23 protein-coding genes and 1 pseudogene are annotated in these 23,811 nt (G+C 34.0%); 20 read left to right on the top strand and 4 right to left on the bottom strand.

The genetic code is table 11. The features are described from left to right. Positions 1–80 precede the first annotated feature (80 nt). A complete protein-coding gene (locus BUC11_RS17010; protein WP_073355213.1) occupies positions 81–497 on the top strand; it encodes a hypothetical protein in 417 nt (138 codons plus the stop codon). A 10-nt stretch (positions 498–507) separates the two neighbouring features. Here the strand turns inward: BUC11_RS17010 and BUC11_RS17205 are convergent. Further along, positions 508–714 (bottom strand): annotated as a pseudogene (locus BUC11_RS17205) (transposase); the annotation flags it as partial. Between the two features lie 607 nt (positions 715–1,321). Between BUC11_RS17205 and BUC11_RS16660 the strand changes: the two are divergent. The 5 genes from BUC11_RS16660 (at position 1,322) to BUC11_RS14475 (ending at position 4,363) form a co-directional block, all read left to right on the top strand. Next, positions 1,322–1,699, top strand: a complete 378-nt coding sequence (locus tag BUC11_RS16660; protein WP_084129690.1) for a hypothetical protein — start codon at positions 1,322–1,324, stop codon at positions 1,697–1,699. A 471-nt stretch (positions 1,700–2,170) separates the two neighbouring features. Then, entirely contained in the window at positions 2,171–2,371 is a 201-nt protein-coding gene (locus tag BUC11_RS14490) for a DUF4177 domain-containing protein (protein ID WP_073355212.1), read from the top strand. A gap of 225 nt (positions 2,372–2,596) precedes the next feature. Next, the gene (locus BUC11_RS14485) at positions 2,597–2,971 is read left to right on the top strand and encodes a hypothetical protein (RefSeq protein WP_073355210.1); all 375 of its coding nucleotides are present in this window, start codon (positions 2,597–2,599) and stop codon (positions 2,969–2,971) included. 168 nt (positions 2,972–3,139) lie between these two features. Continuing rightward, positions 3,140–3,631 (top strand): hypothetical protein, encoded by a 492-nt coding sequence (locus tag BUC11_RS14480; protein ID WP_073355208.1) that lies wholly within the window; start codon positions 3,140–3,142, stop codon positions 3,629–3,631. Positions 3,632–3,634: 3 nt separating this feature from the next. Beyond that, on the top strand, positions 3,635–4,363 hold the full coding sequence (locus BUC11_RS14475) for an LVIVD repeat-containing protein (RefSeq protein WP_073355206.1): 729 nt from the start codon (positions 3,635–3,637) through the stop codon (positions 4,361–4,363). Here BUC11_RS14475 and BUC11_RS14470 read toward each other — a convergent pair. Then, a complete protein-coding gene (locus BUC11_RS14470; protein WP_073355204.1) occupies positions 4,360–5,016 on the bottom strand; it encodes a TrmH family RNA methyltransferase in 657 nt (218 codons plus the stop codon). The genes BUC11_RS14475 and BUC11_RS14470 overlap by 4 nt on opposite strands. Before the next feature lie 366 nt (positions 5,017–5,382). On the opposite strand from BUC11_RS14470, the gene BUC11_RS14465 reads away from it, so the two are divergent. The 5 genes from BUC11_RS14465 to BUC11_RS14445 all read left to right on the top strand — a co-directional run bounded on the left by BUC11_RS14465 (position 5,383) and on the right by BUC11_RS14445 (position 12,892). Next, positions 5,383–6,075 (top strand): SIR2 family NAD-dependent protein deacylase, encoded by a 693-nt coding sequence (locus BUC11_RS14465; protein WP_073355203.1) that lies wholly within the window; start codon positions 5,383–5,385, stop codon positions 6,073–6,075. A 119-nt stretch (positions 6,076–6,194) separates the two neighbouring features. Continuing rightward, the gene (gene purB / locus BUC11_RS14460; RefSeq protein ID WP_073355201.1) at positions 6,195–7,541 is read left to right on the top strand and encodes an adenylosuccinate lyase; all 1,347 of its coding nucleotides are present in this window, start codon (positions 6,195–6,197) and stop codon (positions 7,539–7,541) included. Between the two features lie 183 nt (positions 7,542–7,724). Beyond that, positions 7,725–9,962, top strand: a complete 2,238-nt coding sequence (locus BUC11_RS14455; RefSeq protein ID WP_073355199.1) for a cation:proton antiporter domain-containing protein — start codon at positions 7,725–7,727, stop codon at positions 9,960–9,962. 433 nt (positions 9,963–10,395) lie between these two features. Beyond that, positions 10,396–11,001 (top strand): NAD(P)H-dependent oxidoreductase, encoded by a 606-nt coding sequence (locus BUC11_RS14450; RefSeq protein WP_073355198.1) that lies wholly within the window; start codon positions 10,396–10,398, stop codon positions 10,999–11,001. Position 11,002: 1 nt separating this feature from the next. Next, positions 11,003–12,892 carry a monovalent cation:proton antiporter-2 (CPA2) family protein gene (locus tag BUC11_RS14445; RefSeq protein WP_073355196.1) on the top strand — a complete coding sequence of 630 codons (1,890 nt, stop codon included), beginning with the start codon at positions 11,003–11,005 and terminating at the stop codon, positions 12,890–12,892. A gap of 80 nt (positions 12,893–12,972) precedes the next feature. On the opposite strand, the gene BUC11_RS14440 is transcribed toward BUC11_RS14445, so the two are convergent. Next, positions 12,973–14,436, bottom strand: coding sequence for an aminoacyl-histidine dipeptidase (locus tag BUC11_RS14440; RefSeq protein ID WP_073355194.1), 1,464 nt, complete (start codon positions 14,434–14,436; stop codon positions 12,973–12,975). Between the two features lie 109 nt (positions 14,437–14,545). Here BUC11_RS14440 and BUC11_RS14435 point away from each other — a divergent pair, with 109 nt between their 5' ends. After that, the gene (locus BUC11_RS14435; RefSeq protein WP_073355192.1) at positions 14,546–15,607 is read left to right on the top strand and encodes a DUF3810 domain-containing protein; all 1,062 of its coding nucleotides are present in this window, start codon (positions 14,546–14,548) and stop codon (positions 15,605–15,607) included. A gap of 238 nt (positions 15,608–15,845) precedes the next feature. On the opposite strand, the gene BUC11_RS14430 is transcribed toward BUC11_RS14435, so the two are convergent. Next, the gene (locus BUC11_RS14430; protein ID WP_073355190.1) at positions 15,846–17,150 is read right to left on the bottom strand and encodes an NAD(P)/FAD-dependent oxidoreductase; all 1,305 of its coding nucleotides are present in this window, start codon (positions 17,148–17,150) and stop codon (positions 15,846–15,848) included. A gap of 198 nt (positions 17,151–17,348) precedes the next feature. Here BUC11_RS14430 and BUC11_RS14425 point away from each other — a divergent pair, with 198 nt between their 5' ends. The 8 genes from BUC11_RS14425 (at position 17,349) to BUC11_RS14385 (ending at position 23,711) form a co-directional block, all read left to right on the top strand. Continuing rightward, on the top strand, positions 17,349–17,777 hold the full coding sequence (locus BUC11_RS14425; protein WP_073355189.1) for a hypothetical protein: 429 nt from the start codon (positions 17,349–17,351) through the stop codon (positions 17,775–17,777). Positions 17,778–18,188: 411 nt separating this feature from the next. Beyond that, positions 18,189–18,692, top strand: coding sequence for an RNA polymerase sigma factor (locus BUC11_RS14415; RefSeq protein WP_073355185.1), 504 nt, complete (start codon positions 18,189–18,191; stop codon positions 18,690–18,692). Next, positions 18,689–19,321 carry a hypothetical protein gene (locus tag BUC11_RS14410; RefSeq protein WP_073355183.1) on the top strand — a complete coding sequence of 211 codons (633 nt, stop codon included), beginning with the start codon at positions 18,689–18,691 and terminating at the stop codon, positions 19,319–19,321. The genes BUC11_RS14415 and BUC11_RS14410 overlap by 4 nt, the downstream gene beginning before the upstream one ends. Positions 19,322–19,538: 217 nt before the next feature. Then, on the top strand, positions 19,539–21,485 hold the full coding sequence (gene thrS, locus BUC11_RS14405) for a threonine--tRNA ligase (RefSeq protein WP_073355181.1): 1,947 nt from the start codon (positions 19,539–19,541) through the stop codon (positions 21,483–21,485). A gap of 16 nt (positions 21,486–21,501) precedes the next feature. Continuing rightward, positions 21,502–22,059: a translation initiation factor IF-3 gene (infC, locus tag BUC11_RS14400; RefSeq protein ID WP_370273076.1), complete on the top strand. Its 558-nt coding sequence runs from the start codon at positions 21,502–21,504 to the stop codon at positions 22,057–22,059. Positions 22,060–22,213: 154 nt separating this feature from the next. Then, on the top strand, positions 22,214–22,411 hold the full coding sequence (gene rpmI, locus BUC11_RS14395) for a 50S ribosomal protein L35 (RefSeq protein WP_022827375.1): 198 nt from the start codon (positions 22,214–22,216) through the stop codon (positions 22,409–22,411). A gap of 175 nt (positions 22,412–22,586) precedes the next feature. Continuing rightward, positions 22,587–22,931 carry a 50S ribosomal protein L20 gene (gene rplT / locus BUC11_RS14390; RefSeq protein WP_066077922.1) on the top strand — a complete coding sequence of 115 codons (345 nt, stop codon included), beginning with the start codon at positions 22,587–22,589 and terminating at the stop codon, positions 22,929–22,931. 576 nt (positions 22,932–23,507) lie between these two features. Beyond that, on the top strand, positions 23,508–23,711 hold the full coding sequence (locus BUC11_RS14385; RefSeq protein ID WP_073355180.1) for a hypothetical protein: 204 nt from the start codon (positions 23,508–23,510) through the stop codon (positions 23,709–23,711). Positions 23,712–23,811 lie beyond the last annotated feature (100 nt).

Genomic DNA, 23,811 nt, shown 5'->3' with positions numbered 1-23,811 from the left:
CTCTTCTTGTTCTTGACATAATTCTGCTAATTTAAGGTTTTTAATCCTATCTTAAATTCACACAAAAAGTTGTACGTTTTTTGGGGAGCAGCATAATTAAAGAAAATGGAATTGTAAATAAAGATCTTTATCTCTTTGACACTGGTTTTGAAAGAACGGTAATGTTAGATGGTGAATTATTAAAAAAAGGTAAATTTCCAACTAACAAAATGAAGTTTATCAAAAAAGTAATGATGAAAGGTGCTCAGGGAAACGAAATAGACTTAATCACTTCAAATTTGGAAATCTTGAAAATTGGAAAATATAAACTTAAAAATATTCCAGTTCAAATAACAACTACTCAAAGACCATTAAAGGATAAAAATGTGCCTATTTTAGGGAACGAAATTTTGAAGAAATTTAATATTTTTCTGGATTTTCAAAATAATAGTGTTTACTTGAAACCAAACAAATTTTACAACCAAAAATATATAGATGAAAAGAAACCCGGCATATAAGAGCAAAGGGTTTGTTAGGCAAAATAGGCAACGAAAAACGTCGGATAAATTCGGCATGGATAAGTATCATTTATTTCTTAAATCCGTTTTGCTTGTAATCTTTGTAGCTAAAAGTTACGTTTTGATGGTCAACACTTTGGATTCAGTTGTTGCTACTAGCGATTTTATGGGTATAACCACCTAAGAATTCTACCACTGATTTTGGATTTCCAAAAGGCATCGATAAAACAATCCTGAAGCATCGGGAGTGTTATCTGGTAATCGTATCCTCTACTCCCAGAACTTCGGGAGAGAAAACCATTTGATTGAAAGGAATTCCAGTGATGGGTTGTAACTTTTAAATACAACTTTTCTGCCTTTTACCATAGAAATATATACTATATTTGAAGGAAATCAACGAAAGTTTTTTCACGGACTGACGTTATCTGTCATATTTCAAAATCACACTTAAAAATAATTAAAAAAAATATATTTATAATCTTAACATTTTTTATTTCAAATTTTTGTTTCTCGCAACAATATGATGGAGTAATAATTGAAAAGAGAAAAATTGATAAAAACAATTTAATTTATAAAATTGAAAAATCTTTCTTTTATTCAATAGAAATTAAAAAAAATGATACCGAATATTTTCTTGATAAAAGTTTTGACGATAGTTTAACTATTAATAAAAGTAAAAAAATGGAATTATTGAAATAAAACTAGTAGTAATAAAACCAAAAATATTTCAAAGAACGAATAAAAATCAAACAGAAATTAAATATAGTTTTGAGCCAAATCCAATATCTATTACAAGTACGGGAATTGTCGAAAATGATATTAATGTGTGGATTCACCCACCAAGATTAGGTTTCTTGAAAGTATTGGAAACTTGTCCATTTCCATACATAAAACTAAACCAAAAATTTGGCTATGAATGGAATGATGAAATGAGTATTGCAGAATATTGGTCAAATAAAAATTCAGGAATTTGGACTGGTAGATTATTATTAAAGTATAATTACAAAATTATTGGAGAAGAAAAAATTATGACAGATGTTGGCGAATTAGAATGCAAAGTTATTTCAGCAACTGCTAATTCTACAATTGGAAAAAGTACTCTCTTAGCCTACTTTAATGATAAGTATGGTTTTGTCAGATTAGAATACAAATTATTTACTGGAACAGAAATAAATATAAATTTGAAAAGAATTGCTGGATAAAATACGCCAGATAAAATCGGCTTGGCAATATGGCGGGTTTGGTGTTAAACCGAAGATTTTTGCTTCCTTTGAAGTTTAGTGATAATAGAAAATTTCGGCTTCTTTATCCCCGGTAGCGCGGATTTGCAATCCGTGCCCACAACTATAACCCATAATAAAAAGAAAATACTGGTTATGATTGCTTCGTTCCACGTAATAGCTCAATAAACCCTGACCGCACATATTTGTAATTCTGATAACGCAAAATAGCTCTGACTTTATGCAATTATAAGAACTTGAGAACATGTTGAGACATCAAAAAATGACTGCTTATCATAAGTATTTACAAAAAAATCCCTAAATTTTTTCTAAAATGATTTTGTAAAGTGTTTGAATTGTTTACACCACAAGAAAAAACATTTTTTTTGTAATAAAAACCAACTACATTAACATAACAAGTTTGCACATTATTTAATTAACCAAAAACCTATTATGAAAGAATACAAAGTAGAAAGTTTAATTTATTACTCTAAATTGACTTTAGATTCAAAGCACATTGCCAATGATTCAAAAAAAGAAATTCAGGAAAAACTAGATGAATATGCAGCAAAAGGATATCGATTCACTACATCAACCTCAACAAATTTTGGTTCTGCCATTTATATTCACTTGTATTTTGAAAAAGATATTTAATCAAAGTAAGACAAGAAGATGTTTGATTGATTAAAAAATCCATGCTTACAATTGAGACCATTTCATTGCATGTTAACACTGAAATGGTCTTTTTGGTGTCGTAAAGCAATCGGCTCTTTGTGAATTTGTGCAATTTTTAGAACTTGAATTAATTTAAAAAATGAGAAAGCCGCAGACTTTCATCAAAACCCTCAAAATGCTAGTAATTAACAACAACTGAACGTAATGAAAAAAATACACTTCAATCACTTGACCTTTAAAAAATGGACGTCACTTTTAATGGTACTTTCTCTCGTTTGTATTCTAATTGGTGGATTTGAAATTTTTGAATTTGAATACAAAAGAACGAATAGAATGTTAGCATCAATAGGTTACTTATGCCAATTTATATATTTCAGTCAAATGTTTTGGTATAAAAATTATGTGGAATGGAATGCCTTGGGTATGAACATCAAAATAAATAGATTCATTAGTACTGCTATAAAATTTGAAAATGTGAAAATAATTGCATTAGACAACACTACTTTAAAAATAATTAAGCAATCTGGAAGCGAAAAAACATTCGAAATCCACAACATTGAAAGAAGTGATTTGGAATAACTCGTAACAATACTTCAACAAAATAGCGGGATTGAAAGCAGCTCGTTTTCTAGAAATTGAAAATTATAGATTAACGCTTACAAATACCAAAACTTCTTTACCTAAAATTAACACGCGCTACACGCAACCAAAAGCGCTTTTAACTATCTTTAAAAAAAGATTTCGCAAATGAAAAAAATAGTACTTCTCCTGCTGGTTTCATTTTTATTTATTTCCTGTTGGCCAACAACGGAAAACGGTGACTTTATACGGCAAGAATACAGACCGGTGATTATTTCCCGCAGTACGCTTGAAAGTTCCATTGTTTTTCAAAATGCGCAGCCCATTGTTAAATCGGGGAAAATCTACATCAAGGACGATTTGATGTTTATCAATGATGTGAATAAAGGATTTCATGTTTATGATTACGCGGATCCTACTAAACCTGTCCGTCTTCATTTTATCAAAGCGCCTGGTGCAACTGATTTAGCCATCAAAGGAAATACGGTTTACATCAATCAAGCAGTAGATTTAGTCACTGCCACATTCAATCCTACTACAAAAATTTTTACGGTCACCAACAGAAATAAAAATGTCTTTCCTCAAAAGCAAGCTCCAAACGGCTTATATGGCTACACCAAAGAAAATGAAATAATAATCGATTGGACTTTAATCAAGTAACAAATGAAAAAAATTATATCCTTCATATTACTCGTATTTATTATAGGTTGCTCGGACAGTGATAGCGCACAAAACAGCGACATAGGACAAGGAGGTTCACTTGCTGTTTTTGCCATAAAAGGGAACTATCTCTACGGCGTTGACCAGATGAAGTTGAATGTATTCTCGTTAATTGATTCCGAAAAGCCGGTAAAAGTCAATGAGATTCCAATAGGTTTTGACATAGAAACCCTATTTTCATACGGAGATAATCTTTTTATTGGATCCAGAAACGGAATGTTTATTTATTCTATTACAAATCCGGAAAACCCAATCAAATTATCGAGTGTGCAACACTTTACTGCTTGTGATCCTGTCATTGCCAATAGTACACATTCCTATGTAACCTTGAATTCAAATACAACGTGTGGAAATAATATAAACGTATTACAAGTTTATGACACCAAAGATCTTACGAATCCAAAATTAATTCACAGCAGAACACTTACGCAACCAAAAGGAATTGGTTTTTTTACTGCCGATTATTTATTTGTTTGTGATGATATTATCAAAATATTTAACATTCAAAATCCCGCAGAACCCATCTTAGTGCATAGCATTGATAGAAATTGTTTTGATTTAATAATTAGAAACAACACTTTGTTTGCCATAGGAAATGGCGGTGTGTATCGCTATGAATTGAATCCGAGTAACATAAAAGATATAAAAGTTGTTAGCGAAGTCAAATTTTAATTTTCTAAGAAATACCGCTCTTCGATTCTCTTAATGTCTTTGATGGAATTTTTGGCCCAAGCCAAACGTTTCTCTAAAATTTCATTTTCAGTTAAATGCCAATCGATGTCTGAATTGCGCAATCGGTTGGTTAGGTTTTGAATAATGATTGCAGCAGATACTGAAATATTCAAGCTTTCGGTAAAACCGACCATTGGTATTTTTAGAAAACCATCGGCGCGTTGCAAAATTTCTTCGGATAATCCGTCTCTTTCTGTTCCAAAAAACAAGGCACTTGGTTTCGATATATCAAAATCATCCATCAAACAATCATTCTCGTGAGGTGTAGTGGCAATAATTTGATAGCCTTTACTTTTGAGCGTATCCACACAATTCGTGATACTATCGAAGGTGTTAATATCAACCCATTTTTGGGCTCCCATGGCAATTTCTTTATCGATACTTTTTCCGTAGCGTTGCTCAATTACATTTAATTCCTGAATTCCGAAGATTTCACAACTGCGCATCACCGCACTTGTATTGTGCATTTGGAAAATATCCTCCACAGCAATTGTAAAATGCTTGGTTCTGTTTTCCAATACTTTCAGGAATTTTTCTTTTCGGTTGTCTGTTAAAATGTTTTCAAGAAAAGCGAGGTAATCGATATCAATCATTGGGAATTATTTTTTGCAAAAATAGTAAAAATAAAAAACAGCCACAGATTCACTGATTTCTTATTTCGTACAAAATATAAAACCAAAAATTAAATAAAACTTCATAGCAAATTCGCAGATTAAATCGTTTTTCTAATCCAGAAAAATCTGGAAATCTGTGACAAAAAAAATGCAAATGCTAAAATTTCCAATTATTTTTAATAATTTTAAACTTTCTATTTAAAGCCTAATCCAAAAAAAACCTGGAAATCTGTGGCAAAAAAAATGCAACTGCTAAAATTTTCAATTCTTTTTAATAATTTTAAACTTCCTATCTAAAGCCTAATTCATAAAAAATCTGTGAATCTGTGGCGAAAAAACATAACTATGAAAAAGAAACTTGTCGTATTAACCGGAGCGGGAATCAGTGCCGAAAGTGGTATCAAAACTTTTCGTGACAGCGACGGACTTTGGGAAGGTCATAATGTCTTGGATGTGGCCACTCCTGAAGGCTGGCGTAAAAATCCGGCTTTGGTACTTGATTTTTACAATCAAAGACGAAAACAGCTTAAAGAAGTGCAGCCAAATTTAGGTCATCAGATTCTTGCTGAATTAGAAACCGATTTTGAGGTGTACATTATTACGCAAAATGTAGACGATTTACATGAACGCGCCGGAAGTTCGAATGTATTGCATTTGCATGGCGAATTATTGAAGGTGCGTAGTACAAAAAACTCAGATTATATTCTGGATTGGCAAGAGGATTTAAATTTTGGCGATTTCGACGAAAATAATAATCAATTGCGGCCGCATATTGTATGGTTTGGTGAAGAAGTTCCAGCGCTTGACCAGGCCATAACAATTACGAAAAGTGCGGATTATTTTGCGGTGATTGGAACCTCTTTGCAAGTATATCCTGCGGCTGGACTTATTGATTTCGCAGCTCGTGAAACCCCTATTTTTTATATTGATCCAAAACCCATAAAAATTCCAAATCTCCGAAATCCATTGGAAGTCATTCCAGAAGTAGCCTCGAAAGGAATTGCTTTTTTAAGGGAAAAATTGCTCCAGAACTTGTAATAAAAAATGGTAATGGCAATGGCAAAAAATCAATTACAATTGCAATAAAAATCTAAACTTATAACCCATAACTTATAACTTATAACTATTTTTGTGCTTTTCGAACAAACAACTAAACAATGACTACTTTAAACGAATTGAATGCTGTATCTCCAATCGACGGTAGATATAGAAATAAGACCATTTCTCTAGCTCCTTTTTTCTCAGAAGAGGCTTTAATCAAATACCGTGTATTGGTTGAAATTGAATATTTCATTGCTTTGTGCGAAGTGCCTTTGCCACAACTTGTAAACGTAAACCCAAATTTATTTGAAAGTTTACGTGACATTTATAAAAACTTTTCGACTGAAGATGCACTTTGGATTAAAGAAACGGAGAAAGTAACCAACCACGATGTAAAAGCAGTGGAATACTTTATAAAAGATGCGTTTGAAAAACTAGGTTTGTCCCAATATAAAGAGTTTATCCACTTTGGATTGACTTCTCAGGATATTAATAATACCGCGATTCCATTATCTACAAAAGAAGCTTTCGAGAAAGTATACATGCCTTCTTTGATTACTTTGACTTCTAAATTAAAAGATTTAAGTGTGGAATGGCGCGATATTCCAATGCTTGCCCGTACCCATGGTCAACCGGCTTCTCCAACGCGTTTGGGGAAAGAAATTGGTGTTTTTGTAGAGCGTTTAGAAGAGCAAATGCGTTTATTATTTAATATTCCGTTTGCGGCTAAATTTGGTGGTGCAACCGGAAATTACAATGCGCATCATGTGGCGTATCCACAAATTGACTGGAGGAAATTTGGAGGGAAATTTGTGGAAGAAAACCTAGGTTTACATCACTCCTTCCCTACGACACAAATTGAACATTACGATCATTTTGCTGCCTTTTTTGATGCGTTGAAAAGAATAAATACGATCATCATTGATTTAGATCGAGACATTTGGACGTACGTATCTATGGAATATTTTAAGCAAAAAATCAAAGCAGGAGAAATAGGTTCTTCAGCCATGCCGCATAAAGTAAATCCGATTGATTTTGAAAATTCAGAAGGTAATTTAGGAATTGCCAATGCGATTTTTGAACATCTATCAGCTAAATTGCCATTATCAAGATTGCAACGTGATTTAACGGATAGCACGGTTTTAAGAAATATTGGCGTACCCATAGGACATACTTTAATCGCTTTTGAAGCTACTTTGAAAGGATTGAACAAATTGCTATTGAACGAGCCGAAATTCCACGAGGATTTAGAAAAAAACTGGGCTGTCGTTGCTGAGGCTATTCAGACTATTTTACGTCGTGAAGGATATCCTAATCCGTATGAAGCGTTGAAAGGATTGACTAGAACCAACGAAGCGATTGATAAAAATGCCATTCATGGATTTATTGCTACTTTAGACGTTTCGGATGAAATCAAAGCTGAATTGATGCATATTACACCAAGTAATTTCTTAGGAATATAGATTAACAAAATTATTCGATTTTATAAAATCCCGTTGAAAAGAAACAATAAATTCTCTTCAACGGGATTTTTGTTGCTAAAAAAATCATAAAAAGCTGTTTTTAGTATTAATTATACTTTTAAAATTAAAGTTTTTTTATATCTTACCACAATACACAAAAATCTAAAAAACAAGCAAACGCCGATGAATACCGCGGAAACAGTTGCAAACGTATCGCACCACTTACAGCCCCTAATTAGAGATTTAGGATTAATCTTGATGACAGCAGCAGTAGCCGTTTTATTATTTAGATTAATAAAACAGCCACTTGTTTTGGGTTATTTAATTGCCGGATTTTTAGCTGGTAATCATTTTGCTTTTTTCCCTTCCGTAAAAGACATTAAAAGCGTTGAAGTTTGGGCAGAAATCGGAGTAATATTTCTATTATTTAGTTTAGGACTCGAATTCAGTTTCAAAAAATTAATGAAAGTAGGAGGAACCGCTTCTATCACTGCTGTAACACAAATCATTACTATGGTTTCGCTCGGCTATTTGGTAGGACAATGGATTGGATGGAAATCCATGGATAGCCTCTTTTTAGGAGTCATTTTATCGATATCTTCTACAACTATTATTCTAAAAACGTTTGAAGAACTTGGTGTAAAAACTCAAAAATTCGCCGGAATTGTCGTTGGCTCCCTGATTGTGCAGGATATTGTCGCTATTTTGATGATGGTCTTACTTTCTACAATTGCAGTCAGTCAGCAGTTTTCAGGAAGTGAACTGATTTTATCCGTTTTTAAACTGATTTTTTTCTTAATAATATGGTTCGTAGGAGGAATCTTTTTTATCCCAACTTTACTCAAAAAAGCAAAAAACATATTGACGGACGAAATGTTATTAATCATCTCACTTGCCTTATGTTTGATGATGGTTATTCTTGCTGCAAATGTAGGGTTTTCTCCTGCGCTAGGCGCTTTTATCATGGGATCCATCATTGCTGAAACCACTCAGGCAGAACACATTGAGCATTTAGTTAAACCGGTAAAAGACCTTTTTGGAGCTGTTTTTTTTGTATCAGTAGGGATGTTAATTAATCCAGAAACGTTGTATGAATATGCCTTTCCCGTGGCTCTTTTGACATTGGTAGTGCTTCTAGGTCAATCTATTAGTTCAACAATTGGAGCCCTACTTGCTGGACAACCTTTAAAGCAATCGGTGCAAACTGGGATGAGTTTATCACAGATTGGGGAATTCTCTTTTATTATCGCTACTCTTGGAATGACATTGAATGTAACTAGTGATTTTCTCTATCCTATTGTAGTGGCAGTTTCAGCAGTTACCGCTTTTACAACACCATTTATGGTAAAATTCTCTACTCCATTCTCCGAATACCTTGAAAAAAAATTACCGCGAAAATGGATCAAGAAAATTGAACGATATAGTGCTAATACGCAATCGATTAAATTAGTGAGCAATTGGCAAATAGTAGTCCGAGCTTTTTTGACCCAAGTCGTGATTCACTCCGTAATTATTGTTGCGGTTACGTTGCTGTCATCTAAATTCATTTTGCCATTAGTAGAAGGATCTCCTTTTGCAAACATATTTGGCGCACTAATTACTTTAGTGATCATTTCTCCCTTTTTATGGGCGCTTTCCTTGCGTCGTGTCGCTGTCAAAGAAGTAGCCATCCTAAGAGAGGAACGCAAATACCGTGGACCAATTTTGATGATGATTCTAATGCGGATGCTTTTAGCACTTTTTTATATTGGCTTTTTATTGAATATCTTTTTCTCTCCAATAATCGCTTTTATATCACTGATTTCGGCCGTCGTGATCTACTTTGTCTTTCCAAAAAAATTAAATGCACAATATCATAAAATTGAAGGCCACTTTCTCAAAAATTTAAATGCCAGAGAAATCAAAAAAGTTATCAGAAGCCGCAGTGATTTGACCCCTTGGGACGGGCACATGTCCACATTTGATATTGCTCCAACTTCAAATATTGCAGGTAAAACGCTGAATGAACTCAGAATTAGAGAGCAATTAGGTATTAATATTGCCTTTATCAAAAGAGGAGAAATTATGATTAATATCCCCAATAAAAATGAACGTTTATTTCCAGGAGATGAAATTTGTATTATTGGAACAGACAAACAAGTGAAAGAATTTAAATCCTATTTGCATCAAAATGAAATAGAAGTTCCTGAAATTTCTGAGACGGACATCATCTTAAAACAACTTGAACTTAAAGACGAAGAATTTATTGGTGCAACGATCCGTGATTCTCAATTGCGGGAAAAAACGAATGCCTTAATTGTAGGAATTGAAAGAAGCGGAAGACGAATTCTTAATCCAGAATCCAATATGATTTTAGAAAAAAATGACATTCTTTGGGTCGTGGGAAGCAAAAAACTATTGACCACTTTTTTCAAAAATTAAACAAAAAAACAATTAGATGGATTAACCGCTTTTATACCACTAGCTGATTAATTCCTAAAAAACCGAAGAATGTCTTTAAATAAATTACTTCGGGGCAGAGCCCCAGAAGTAGTAGCGAAATAACAGCCAAAGATTCACAGATTAAAAAAGATTATTGAAAATCTGTGAATCTGTGGCTAAAAAAATCGAAACAAAGCTTCTAGGAATTAAACCCAAAGAGATTAAATCCTGTTAGAATGATTTATTATTTTGACGGGATTTTCAGTTTGTCAGCTACTACAAGTAAAAAAATAGCTTTTCAGCCAATTGCTATCAAAAATACTAAACAATATTTTATATCTTTCAATAATTTTAAAAAGGTCAAAAAATACTGTAAATCAGACATTAAGCAGTTGTAAATTTCTGAAAAAGACATAGTTAACCACTAAATTTTATGGCAAAAAATAAAATTTTAATCTTATTTTCTCATCCATTATTCGAAAAATCGCACGCGAACAAGGCTTTGGTGGAAAATATTCCCCATTCAGAAAACATCACTTTTCATGATTTATACGAAGAATATCCCAACTTTGATATTGATGTAAAGCACGAGCAAGTTCTATTGAGCCAACACGATATCATTATTTGGCATCATCCAATGTATTGGTACAGCTGCCCTCCATTAATGAAACAATGGATTGATATGGTATTAGAACACAACTGGGCGTATGGAAAAAAAGGAAAAGCACTACAGGACAAAATTATATTTCAGGTCATTACCACTGGAGGTGACAAGGAGAATTATTGCGAAACAGGGAGTGATCGTTATAGTATTGTTGAATTGCTGGAACCGTTCAATCAAACGGCAAAAGTATGTAACATGCTCTACTTGCCTCCTTTTGTAGTTCATGGAACTCATAACATGGCCAAAGAAGATTATGAGAAAAACGGAGTAGTTTATGGCTATTTACTTGACTATTTAGAAAACAATGATTTGGATTCTGATACCATTTTGCAATACCATTATTTGAACGAATGGTTTGCTACAATACAAGTTTAATATGGATACCAATTTTTTATTACAAGCAATCATTTATTTATCGGCCGCAGTAATTTGCGTTCCTATTGCTAAAAAGCTAGGCTTAAGTTCTATTTTGGGCTACTTATTGGCTGGAATCGTAATTGGCCCTTATGTTTTGGGATTTATTGGTCAGGAAGGTGAGGACATTATGCATTTTGCTGAATTTGGTGTTGTGATGATGCTATTTTTAATTGGTCTGGAACTAGAACCCCGCAAGTTTTGGAAAATGCGAAAATTCATCCTCGGAATGGGATCTTCTCAAGTACTAGGAACCACTGTACTTTTATTTGTTGGATGTCTTATTTTTATGGATTGGAAATGGGAAACTGCCTTAGCCATTTCGCTAGCACTCGCCTTATCCTCAACGGCAATTGTGCTGCAAACTTTAAAAGAGAAAGGATTATTGAATACATCAGTAGGCCGTTCCTCCTTTGCCGTTTTACTGTTTCAGGATATCGCTGTGATCCCAATATTAGCTTTTTTACCGCTACTTTCAACTGTAAACCTTGAAGTGACAAGTGATGCGCCACAATCCTTAATTTCTGGATTTCCAAGCTGGTTGCAAACTCTAATTGTTCTGGGGATTATATCGACTATTTATTTTGCCGGTCGTTATGTATTTGTTCCGCTATTGCATATAATTGCAAAAACTAGGTTACAAGAATTGTTTACTGCCTCTGCATTATTACTAGTAGTTGGAGTCTCGTACTCGATGCAGTTGGTTGGATTAAGTCCTGCACTAGGTGCTTTTATGGCTGGAGTTGTATTGGCTAACTCGGAATTTCGACATGAATTAGAAGGAGATATTGCGCCATTTAAAGGGTTGCTTTTAGGCCTTTTTTTCCTTGGTGTTGGCGCATCAATAAACTTTCAATTAATTATTGAAAATCCTCTTTTCATTTTTATTTTTGGAGCCATCCTAACTTTGGTAAAATTTGTAGTTTTATTTGTAATTAGTAGATTTCACAAAAAAAATATCAACCAAAACCTTTTGTTTGCTTTTGGTTTGAGTCAAGCCGGGGAATTTGGTTTTGTAATCATGAGTTTTTGCATGCAATTGAATATCATTCCTAGTGTTTTGGCAAATCAAGTGATGGCGGTAATCGCTATGAGTATGCTTGCAACTCCTTTTTTATTGCTAATAAACGAGCGAATAATTTATCCCAATTCCAGAATCAAAGAAAAAGTAACGGAAATTAATAAAGATGATGATTTCATAGATGAAGACAATCCTGTTATCATTGCTGGTTTTGGCCATTTTGGCAGTACAGTAGGGCGTTTATTGAGAGCAAATAAAGTTACATCGACTATTCTTGATTATGATTCTGATCGAATTGATTTGTTACGAAAAATGGGTTTCAAAGTGTATTATGGAGATGCAACACGATTGGAATTGCTGAAAGCGGCTGGTTGTGAAAACGCCAAACTTTTTATTGCAGCCATAGACAATCCATCCGTAAATTTGCAAGTAATTGAAACATTAAAAAAACATTTTCCTCACTTAAAAATCTTGACCCGTGCCCGAAATCGAAATGATGCTTATGAACTAATCGATCATAAAGTCGAGCATATTTACAGAGAAACATTATACAGCGCTGTAAATATGGGTGTTGACGCCTTAGTAGAATTAGGCCATCGCAAGTATTCAGCCACTAGACAAGGACGACAATTTATAAAATATGACGAAATTACCACTCGTAAATTAGCTGAAAAACGTCATGATAAAATGGCGTACCTCATTACTATTAAAGAAGAAATTGAACTACAGGAACAGTTACTAAAAAGCGATCTATATTCGCAGATTGCAGCAACAAACCATAGTTGGGATAGTGAACATTTGAAAAACAACCTCTCTGAACCCGCCGATTAGAAATTATTTTATAAATAAAAAGGCATAATTAAAATCCTAAATGGAAATTAATTATGCCTTTTTCTATGGTTTTTAAACTATTATTTTACTGGAATCGTCGCTAGAATTTCCAATACAAATTTCCAAAATTTCTGAGAAGAGGAAATACTCGCTCTTTCGTCTGGAGAGTGAGCTCCATGAATGGTTGGTCCAAAAGAAATCATATCCATATCTGGATAATTGGTTCCCAGAATTCCACATTCTAATCCAGCATGACACGCTACTACTTTTGGTTTTTCACCGTTTTGTTTCTCGTAAATTGGAACTAAAACATCTAAAATTTCTGATTCTGAATTGGGTGTCCAACCCGGATAAGATCCTGAAAATTCCACTTCACAACCCATAAGTTCAAAAGCAGAACGCAAGGCATTAGCCAAATCAAATTTAGAAGTTTCAACCGAAGAACGTGTTAAACATTGTACTGTAAGTTGTCCGTCTCCCACAATTACTTTGGCAATATTATTAGAGGTTTCTACTAGATCGTCAAAATCAGCGCTCATTCTATACACCCCATTATGAGCAGTGTACATGGATCTTACAAAGTAAAACTGAGCAATTGTTGGCATTACTTTAGCAGCAGCTGCATCCATTTTTTCAAAAACAACTTCTAAATTGGGTTCCGTTGTTTTAAACTCGGTTTTGATTTCGTTAACAATTTGCTGCATGTCAAAAACAAAAGCTTCATCATACACCTCTGCAATAATAACCTTCGCCATACTTTCACGAGGAATAGCATTACGTAAACTTCCTCCTTTTATTTCTGAAATTTGCAAACCAAAATTATCAAAACCATCAAACAACAATCGGTTCATGATTTTATTCGCATTACCCAAGCCTTTGTGAATATCCATTCCTGAATGTCCGCCTTTCAAACCTTTTACAGTAATGGTGTACCCTACTGAACCTTCTGGAGTTTCCTCTTCATCGTACTCAGCAGTAGCCGTCACATCAATTCCTCCGGCACAACCAATGTCGATTTCATCATCTTCTTCGGTATCCATATTCAATAAAATCTGACCTTGCAGAATACCGCCTTGTAGGTTCAACGCTCCAGTCATTCCTGTTTCTTCGTCAATGGTAAACAAAGCTTCGATTGCAGGATGCGGAATATCAGTACTTTCTAATATTGCCATGATAGCTGCAACTCCAAGACCGTTATCAGCACCAAGCGTAGTTCCGCGAGCACGAACCCAATCTCCATCTACATACATATCGATTCCTTGTGTATCAAAATCAAAAACAGTATCTGCATTTTTTTGGTGCACCATATCCAAATGTCCTTGAAGCACAATTGCTTTTCGGTTCTCCATTCCAGCAGTTGCCGGTTTGCGAATGATAACATTGCGAATATCATCTTCAAAAGTTTCTAATCCAAGGCTTTCGCCAAAGTTCTTCATGAATGCAATTACTCTATCTTCTTTTTTAGAAGGACGTGGAACCGCATTTAAATCGGCAAACTTATTCCACAGCGCTTTTGGTTCTAAATTTCTTATTTCTTGACTCATTTATTGATATTTGAAGTTTACTATTTTTAAAGTTCAAAGTTACAAAGTTTAAATTCCTTATGGTACTAATTGATATTGTAATTATATTTACATTTTGAAAAAACACTCCGTGAAACGCAAATACATTCTCCCTTCCTTTTTATTGTTCCAAATTATCATTCTGAAAATCATCCCTTTCTTTCCAGAAAATGTGGAACAATTTTACAGTAACGGATTGTACCCTATTCTTTCTCAATATTCTAGAATTGCGTTTGGGAGAATCCCTTTTTCCGTAGGGGATTGCCTTTACTTTATTTTGATTGTATTGGGTTTCAAGTGGCTTCTGAGAAAAAGAAAAACGTGGAAAACAGATTGGAAAAATAATGTTTTAGCGATTTTAAGTTTTCTGTCGGTTTTTTATTTTTGTTTTCATTTACTGTGGGGTTTAAATTATTACCGCCAACCGCTGTTTGAAAAAATGAATATTGAACGCGATTATACCGATGCTGATCTTTTGATTTTTACCCAAAAATTAATCGCTAGAACAAATGCCATTCAAATGCAGATTACAAAGAATGATAGCTTAAAAATCATCGTCCCTTATTCGCAAGAGCAGGTTTTTGAAATGAATCTGAACGGATATAAAACACTTTCAAAACAACATCTATTTTTTGAATACAGCAATCCAAGTAGTAAGAAATCATTGTTCAGTTTGCCGTTAACTTATATGGGTTTTGGAGGGTACTTGAATCCATTTACGAATGAAGCACAAGTTAATTATTTAGGGCCTATGTACAGTTTCCCGATGACTACGAACCACGAAATGGCACACCAAATGGGTTTTGCCAGTGAAAGTGAATGCAACTTTATCGGCTTTCTAGCATCCATAAAAAATGAAGATTTATACATTCAATATTCCGGTTATAGTATGGCTTTACGCTATTGCTTAGGGAATTGGCAAGCGAGAGATGAGGCTGTTTTTAAACAATTATTAAAAACGGTCAATACCGGAATTTTAAAAAACTACAAAGAAAGCGAAGATTTCTGGAAGCAATATGACACAATTATTGACAAAGGGTTCCATGCTTTTTATGATCAATTCCTCAAAATAAACCAGCAAAAGGATGGCCTAGAGAGTTATAACAAATATGTGAATTTGATGGTAAATTACTATAAGGGAAAAGAGTTTTAGGTTTTGGGTTATCTGTTTTCTGTTTTGGGTTATCTGTTGTCTGTTTTGGGTTTTCTGTTTTCTGTTTTCTGTTTTGGGTTATCTGTTTTCTGTTTTGGGTTTTCTGTTTGCTGTTGTGGAGTTTCTGTTCGTGGCCAGTTATTGTGCGTTATCAGCTTTACTTTATCAAATTAATATCGAGGTTTGAAATTAATTTTTGATACGTCCTAAAAAGCATTTCTACACACGAATTCCTTTACTACATTTCATCACTAGTAAACGTGGTAAAACTTTTCTTTTTAAACGGTCTGATAATCAAACGACCCTCGCGGTCAAAACGAATGTAATTATAAACCCAATTTAAGAAAACTACTGCTTTATTTTTAAATCCAATTAGTGAAAATAAATGTACAAACATCCAAACAAACCAAGCAAAAACGCCACTGAAATGGTACTTGGGTAAATCGACAACTGCTTTATTTCTTCCAATTGTTGCCATAGAACCTTTATCATTATACTCGAAAGCTTCCATGGGCTTATTTTGAATTAATTTTACCAGATTTTCCCCCAATAATTCCCCCTGTTGCATGGCCGGTTGTGCCATCATAGGATGTCCTTGCGGATAGGTTTCAGATTCCATCGAGGCAATATCACCCACAGCAAAAATATTTTCATATCCCACTACTTGATTGAATTCGTTTACTAGGATGCGCTCTACCTTTTCTACTAAAGATCGTGCATCTAATCCGGCTACAATAGCACCTTGCACACCTGCAGTCCAAATAACAGTTGCGGTTTCAAAGGTTAAATCGGAATTAGTGGTGATCGTTCGTCCATCGTAGTTCGTAACTCGGACGTTTTTCCAAATTTTCACACCCAAACTAACAAGAAATTTTTCAGCTGCTTGTGAGGATTTCTCACTCATGGTATTCAGGATACGGTCGCCACTTTGAATTAGGTTAATTTCCATTTTGGCAATATCAAGATCGGGATAATCTTTTTGCAGAATCGCTTTTTTCATTTCGGCCAAAGCGCCAGAAAGCTCTACTCCTGTTGGTCCGCCACCAACCAACACAAAATTGATAAGGCTGTTTTGTTCGGCTACATCAGTTGTTAAAACGGCTTGTTCAAAGTTTTCAAGAATCAAACTACGTATGTTGAGCGATTGCGGTATTGTTTTCATAGCCATACTGTTGCGCTCGATTTCTTTATTGCCAAAATAATTGGTCTTCGAGCCGGTAGCAATCACCAAATAATCATAACTTAATTCGCCTATCTCAGCAATTACTTTTTGATTTGTAGTATCTATTTCTTGAACATTGGTGAGCCTAAAATAAACGTCATCGTATTCCTGAATTACTTTTCGGATTGGGTAGGCTATAGAACCGGCTTCCAGACCGCCAGTAGCTACTTGATATAATAAAGGTTGGAAAGTATGGTAATTGTGCTTGTCTAAAAGAACCACCTGAACTTTTTTATTTTTTAGCTTTTTGGCCAATGCAATTCCTGCGAAGCCACCTCCTATAATTACTATTCTGGGTAAAGCTGAATTTGGGATGTTCATTTTTAAAATAGAATGATGAATTACAAAGTTAGTAAAGATTTAAGAAATTAGCTACCAATGACTTACATTATAAAATTAAAATAAATTCGGTAAATAGCCACCAAACAACAAAAAAAAGGTGAAAAACACTTGTAATTACGATTCAATTATTACTATTTTAGCTACTTAATTAAGTATAACCAAAAAAATATTTGCCTTATGAAAAAAAGAATTTCAGTTGTTGTGGTCTCCTTATCGATGCTTGTTTTGCTAAATAGCTGTGGTGTTATGTTTGGTGGTAGTAGGTACGAAGGTACAATTGTTGCCAAGGACCGACCAAACGCAGCAATTTACGTTGATGGCCAAAAAATGGGTGACGGACAAGTTACCGCATTATTTCCAAGAAATAAAGCCTTAAACGTAGAATTAAAAGAAGAAGGTTGCGATCCTAAAAAACAAACTTTTAATACTGCTTTTAGAACTGGAAACTTTATCTTAAGCGTTGTATCGTTTGGATTATTGGGTCTTGGAGTAGATTTAGGGACTGGTGCAGCCTATAAACCAGATCACATCAATAATCCTGCTGTTAAAAAAGTTAGCGATAAAAAATATACTTTTAATGTTGATTATTCTGAATGTAAAAAATAGTATAATACTTTTTTACACTTATCAAAAGCCTTTTATGAAATTCATAAAAGGCTTTTTTAAACCCTTTTCTCCTTCTTTTCACACTTAAATAAAACTGAATACTGTTAATAGTGAAACTTTGGTTTTCAAACTACAATTTTGTAAAGTCTCCATTGATAGCCCTTAGTCGTTTATTGTAAAAGTAGGAATGTGATTTGACAATTTGTATTTACCAACTGTTGTTGTGAAATACAAAATGGGTAAATTAGCCCCGATAGAAGTGGAAATCCTTTTTTTTCTGATTTTTTTTCAGAAAAAAAGATTGAAATGTACAGCGGGACGACTCTTTTTTTGTGAAGTGAAAATTTTTGTGCTCCAAAAAAAAGGAAGCATTGTAACAAAAACCAGTATTGACTTACTAACGTATATACTATGAGTGAAAATCTAGAACAATCTTTTGTAAAACAGCTGCAGGAAAACCAGAATATAATCCACAAGATTTGTAGGTTGTATACTAATGGCGATGATGCGCACAAGGATTTGTTTCAGGAAATTACAATCCAGTTGTGGAAGGCTTTTCCGAAATTCAGGGGAGACAGTAAGTTTTCTACTTGGGCGTACCGAGTCGCGCTCAACACGGCGATTACTTTGTACCGAAAAACAAAACGATCCATATACACGATAGAATTTGAAGGTCGCCAACATTTTCTGAATGATGTGGAATATGATTATGAAGAAGAGGAACAATTAAAGCTAATGTACAAGGCAGTTTACCAACTAAATGATATTGAAAAGGCGCTGATCTTTATGTATCTAGAGGACAAAGATTATCACGAAATAGCGGAAACACTGGGAATTAGTGAGGTAAATGCGAGAGTAAAAATGAATAGGATAAAAGGGAAATTAAAAAAAATATTAAATCCATTAGGAATATGAAAGAGCTGGATTTATTAAAGAAAGACTGGCAGAAGGATGATCATTCTTTTGAACAAGTATCAGAAATCGAAATTTATAAAATGATTCATAAAAAATCATCTTCGATTGTGAAGTGGATTTTGATCATCAGTATTTTAGAGGTATTATTATGGACCTGTCTTAGCGTTTGTTTTGATTCGGATGAGTATTTAGAAAAAATACAACATAGCGAGTTCATTCCTTATTTTGAGGTGTTGAACTATGCTAATTATGCAGTCATATTAGTTTTTATTTATTTATTTTACAAAAATTATATTCTAATATCGACAACTGCTTCTACCAAACAATTGATGAAGGATATTTTAAAAACACGCAAAACAGTTCAATATTATGTTTGGTACAATCTAGCAATGCTAGTATTTAGCTTGATAATTGGATTCATCATTGCATTTGTTTACAATCCTGAAATGGAGGTCTTAAAAGAGAAAATCGCCGAAAACAACAAGGTAATGGCGATTACAATAGGTATTTTACTCCTGATCAGCCTTTTATTATTTGGTTTATTATGGTTGTTTTACAGATTATTATACGGAATTCTATTGCGTCGTTTGTATGTGAATTATAAGGAATTAAAGAAAATAGATTTATAGACCCTTGTTATTAATAGAGTTAAATTTAAAATCGACACGCGATTAAATTGGAAGTCCTTTTTTGAGTTCCTACTTTGAAAGATCTAGAATCATTTAGGTAAACAACATTGATTTTTACAAACTAATTTAGATTACAAGCTTTAGACTAACAAACCTTACATATATATTGGTTGTGTTTTTGTAATGCTCTATATTTGCATTCTTAAAATATCAAACAATGATTAAGATTACTTTGCCCGACGGGTCAATTAAAGAGTTTGCTCTTGGTGTAACACCTATGGATGTTGCTAAAAGCATTAGTGAAGGATTTGCTAGAAATGTGATTTCAGCTTCTTTTAGTGGTACAACAATTGAGACCAGTACACCATTGACGACGGACGGAAATCTTATTCTTTACACTTGGAATGACGCTGATGGAAAGAAAGCATTTTGGCATTCTACTTCGCACGTGATGGCACAGGTTCTTGAGGAGATGTATCCTGGAATCAAATTAACGCTAGGACCTGCAATCGCAAATGGTTTTTATTATGATGTAGATTTTGAAGATCATAAAATTACAGACGCAGATTTCAAAAAAATTGAAGACAGAGTTCTTGAAATTTCAAGAGGAAAACATGAATTCAAATTACGTCCTGTATCAAAAGCGGATGCCTTGGAATTATACAAAGACAACGTTTATAAAACAGAACTAATTACCAATCTTGAGGACGGAACAATTACGTTCTGTGATCATGACACTTTTACTGATTTATGCCGCGGTGGTCATATTCCAAATACTGGAATTATCAAAGCAATGAAAATTATGAGTGTTGCCGGAGCTTACTGGCGTGGTGATGAAAAAAACAAACAACTAACTCGTGTTTATGGAACTTCATTTCCAAAACAAAAAGACCTTACAGAATATTTAGTATTACTTGAAGAAGCAAAACGCAGAGATCACAGAAAACTAGGCAAGGAACTTGAATTGTTTGCGTTTTCAGCAAAAGTAGGTGCAGGATTGCCATTATGGTTACCAAAAGGAGCTGCATTAAGAGATCGATTGGAACAGTTCTTGAAAAAAGCACAAAAAAAAGGGGGCTATGAGCAAGTTGTAACCCCTCATATTGGTCAAAAAGAATTGTATGTAACATCTGGTCATTATGCAAAATATGGTGCTGATAGTTTTCAACCTATAAGTACACCGCATGAGGGAGAAGAGTTTCTATTAAAACCGATGAACTGTCCACATCACTGTGAAATTTATAATGTTAGACCATGGTCCTACAAAGATTTACCAAAACGTTATGCTGAATTTGGTACGGTTTATAGATACGAACAAAGTGGTGAATTACACGGTTTGACTCGGGTGCGAGGGTTTACTCAGGACGATGCGCATATATTTTGTACTCCAGATCAATTAGACGAAGAATTTAAAAAAGTAATTGACTTAGTACTTTACGTTTTCGGTTCTTTAGGATTTGAAAATTTCACGGCTCAAATATCATTAAGAGACAAAGAAAATAGAGATAAATACATTGGTACTGATGAAAACTGGGAAAAAGCGGAGAATGCGATCATCAGTGCAGCGGCAGATAAAGGCTTAAACACGGTTATTGAATATGGCGAAGCTGCTTTCTATGGTCCAAAATTGGATTTCATGGTTAAAGATGCTTTGGGCAGACAATGGCAATTAGGAACTATTCAAGTCGATTATAACCTTCCAGAGCGTTTTGATTTAACTTATAAAGGTTCTGACAATGAATTGCACAGACCAGTAATGATTCACAGAGCTCCTTTTGGCTCTATGGAACGCTTTATTGCTATTTTGCTAGAGCACACGGCGGGAAATTTCCCACTGTGGTTAATGCCTGAGCAGGCTATAATATTGTCCTTAAGCGAAAAATATGAAATATATGCGAAAAAAGTTTTAGATTTGCTAGAAAATCGCGAAATTCGCGCCCTGATTGATAACAGAAATGAGACTATAGGCAAGAAAATCAGGGATGCAGAAATGCAAAAAATCCCGTTTATGCTGATTGTTGGTGAAGAAGAGGAGAAAAATGGAACAATTTCTATCCGTCGTCATGGTCAGGAAGGAAAAGGAAATATCAGCGTTACAATAGAAGAATTTGTTGCTATTGTAAATGAAGAAATAAATAAAACATTAAAAGTATTTACAGTTTAACTTAAATTATAAAGTCATAGCAATAAGAAGCAACAGAGGTTACCAACCTCGCGTAGAAAAAAAAGATGCACACAGAATTAATAGTCTGATTCGTGGTGTACAAGAAGTGAGACTTGTAGGTGAAAATATTGAGCCTGGAGTTTTTAAACTATCAGAAGCTTTAAGATTAGCTGACCAGTTTGAATTGGATTTAGTTGAGATTTCGCCCAATGCTGAGCCTCCAGTTTGTAAAATCATGGATTATAAAAAATTTGTTTACGAGCAAAAGAAACGTGATAAAATCCTAAAAGCGAAATCAACACAAGTAGTCGTTAAGGAAATCCGTTTTGGTCCTCAAACAGATGAGCATGATTATGAGTTTAAGAGAAAAAATGCAGAAAAATTCTTAAAAGAAGGTGCTAAATTGAAAGCATTCGTTTTCTTTAAAGGACGTTCGATTATCTATAAAGATCAAGGTCAAATCTTATTATTAAGATTAGCAACAGATCTTGAAGAATTTGGTAAAGTAGAAGCGATGCCAGTTCTTGAAGGAAAGAGAATGATTATGTTCATTGCTCCTAAGAAGAAGAAATAAAATCCTCCCCCAACCCCTACTTCGGAGGGGACAAGAAACTCTAGCAAGAATTCAAGGGAGAATAAAAATATTACTTCTCGGCTCCTTCCCCACCGGGGAGGACTGGGGAGTGGAAAGATAAGTAAGTAAGAATAAATTAAAACACTAGGAAAAAATGCCTAAAATGAAAACCAAATCTAGCGCCAAGAAACGTTTTAAAGTTACTGGTTCTGGAAAGATTAAAAGAAAGCATGCTTTTAAAAGTCATATCTTGACCAAAAAGTCTAAAAAACGTAAATTAGCATTGACACACTCTGCGCTAGTTCACAAAACAGATATGAAAAGTATCAAACAACAATTAAGAATTATATAATTTAGTAATCAGTCGTCAGCTCTTAGTAAGCAGTTTCTAACTGAACACTAAAATCTGAAAACTGAACACTTTTTTAAATTCTTTAGGTTAAAACAATTTAAAATAACCTTGGAGTATGGCCATTAAGTGCTTTTGATTCAATTCAAGCCGCCTGCTACAAAAAAACAATAAAATTATGCCAAGATCGGTAAATTCAGTTGCAAAAAGAGCAAGAAGAAAAAAAATAATGAAGCAAGCCAAAGGTTTCTTTGGTAGACGTAAAAACGTTTGGACAGTTGCTAAGAATGCGGTAGAGAAAGCAATGTGCTACGCTTACCGTGACAGAAAAGTGAATAAAAGAAATTTCCGCGCTTTGTGGATTCAACGTATCAACGCTGGAGCCAGATTGGAAGGAATGTCTTATTCACAATTCATGGGTAAAGTAAAAAAGCATAACATCGAATTGAACCGTAAAGTTCTAGCCGATTTAGCTATGAACCACCCAGTAGCTTTCAAAGCAATACTTAATAAAGTAAAATAAACGTTTTATCAACACAATTTAGATTACTTACTTACCTTTATCTGAACTTGTTTCAGATTATAAAACCCATTCGCCAACGCGAATGGGTTTTTTTATTTTAGAGCTACTTCATGCACAAATGATACGGAAGATATCGACGAAAGATTCAAAAAACAATCTCATTTCGTACTTGTATCGACGATTAACAGTTTATCAGCAGTTGCTAGTCCTAGAGATGAAACAGTTCGAATACTACTGCCCCAAAAGTAATTATAAAACCAAATTACTTGTTTATAACCTGCAAATTACTATTATCATAAATGTTACGTTCCCCGATTTTATTACTCCTACTATCGATTTATGTCTATTCTTCTTATAACAATTCAAACATTAAATCAAACGCTCTTACTGCAAATAGGAAAAAAATCGAAATTTACAATTATACTCTGCTGTAGCTTGAATAAATGTGATCGGACTTTTTGTTTACATCTATCTTATTGCCAAAAACAAAATAGAAAAATTAAAACTGCCTACACTACTAAAATCAGAATTGTGAAGTAACCTCATGGAACATTGGCAAATGAGGTAAATAAGACTATGGATTTTGTTGAAACACAGGATTTACCGACAGCTAACAATAAAGAAATCATAGTCATCAATCTGGATACCATCTACAATAAAAAACGAAATAATTCCAAAGAAGACAGTAGCATAGAAACCGGAATTTTGTTTGTATCGAATCTAAAAGAAATGCTGTCGTGGTTTAAAACAGATTCCAAAACTAACGATCGTAGGGATTAGATGTTTATGCTGCGACCTATTCGCGATGCAACTTTTTTAGAAACTTAAGATAGTTTTTTAAGTTTTCATTTCTATTTTCTAGGCTAAAATCGGAAATAAC

It is taken from the genome of Flavobacterium xanthum (assembly GCF_900142695.1).
GTDB lineage: Bacteria > Bacteroidota > Bacteroidia > Flavobacteriales > Flavobacteriaceae > Flavobacterium > Flavobacterium xanthum.
Note: the sequence above shows the minus strand (reverse complement) of the source record. Positions and strands in the feature narration are given on the sequence as shown.

Coding starts and splice junctions, on each gene's coding strand:
- rplT (WP_066077922.1), top strand. CDS start 22,587: ATGCCAAGATCGGTAAATTCAGTTGCAAAAAGAGCAAGAAGAAAAAAA.
- BUC11_RS14465 (WP_073355203.1), top strand. CDS start 5,383: ATGAAAAAGAAACTTGTCGTATTAACCGGAGCGGGAATCAGTGCCGAA.
- BUC11_RS14440 (WP_073355194.1), bottom strand. CDS start 14,436: ATGAGTCAAGAAATAAGAAATTTAGAACCAAAAGCGCTGTGGAATAAG.
- BUC11_RS14445 (WP_073355196.1), top strand. CDS start 11,003: ATGGATACCAATTTTTTATTACAAGCAATCATTTATTTATCGGCCGCA.
- BUC11_RS14450 (WP_073355198.1), top strand. CDS start 10,396: ATGGCAAAAAATAAAATTTTAATCTTATTTTCTCATCCATTATTCGAA.
- BUC11_RS14415 (WP_073355185.1), top strand. CDS start 18,189: ATGAGTGAAAATCTAGAACAATCTTTTGTAAAACAGCTGCAGGAAAAC.
- BUC11_RS14425 (WP_073355189.1), top strand. CDS start 17,349: ATGAAAAAAAGAATTTCAGTTGTTGTGGTCTCCTTATCGATGCTTGTT.
- BUC11_RS14410 (WP_073355183.1), top strand. CDS start 18,689: ATGAAAGAGCTGGATTTATTAAAGAAAGACTGGCAGAAGGATGATCAT.
- BUC11_RS14490 (WP_073355212.1), top strand. CDS start 2,171: ATGAAAGAATACAAAGTAGAAAGTTTAATTTATTACTCTAAATTGACT.
- thrS (WP_073355181.1), top strand. CDS start 19,539: ATGATTAAGATTACTTTGCCCGACGGGTCAATTAAAGAGTTTGCTCTT.
- BUC11_RS14485 (WP_073355210.1), top strand. CDS start 2,597: ATGAAAAAAATACACTTCAATCACTTGACCTTTAAAAAATGGACGTCA.
- BUC11_RS14430 (WP_073355190.1), bottom strand. CDS start 17,150: ATGAACATCCCAAATTCAGCTTTACCCAGAATAGTAATTATAGGAGGT.
- BUC11_RS14480 (WP_073355208.1), top strand. CDS start 3,140: ATGAAAAAAATAGTACTTCTCCTGCTGGTTTCATTTTTATTTATTTCC.
- BUC11_RS14475 (WP_073355206.1), top strand. CDS start 3,635: ATGAAAAAAATTATATCCTTCATATTACTCGTATTTATTATAGGTTGC.
- BUC11_RS14455 (WP_073355199.1), top strand. CDS start 7,725: ATGAATACCGCGGAAACAGTTGCAAACGTATCGCACCACTTACAGCCC.
- BUC11_RS14385 (WP_073355180.1), top strand. CDS start 23,508: ATGGATTTTGTTGAAACACAGGATTTACCGACAGCTAACAATAAAGAA.
- rpmI (WP_022827375.1), top strand. CDS start 22,214: ATGCCTAAAATGAAAACCAAATCTAGCGCCAAGAAACGTTTTAAAGTT.
- purB (WP_073355201.1), top strand. CDS start 6,195: ATGACTACTTTAAACGAATTGAATGCTGTATCTCCAATCGACGGTAGA.
- BUC11_RS14470 (WP_073355204.1), bottom strand. CDS start 5,016: ATGATTGATATCGATTACCTCGCTTTTCTTGAAAACATTTTAACAGAC.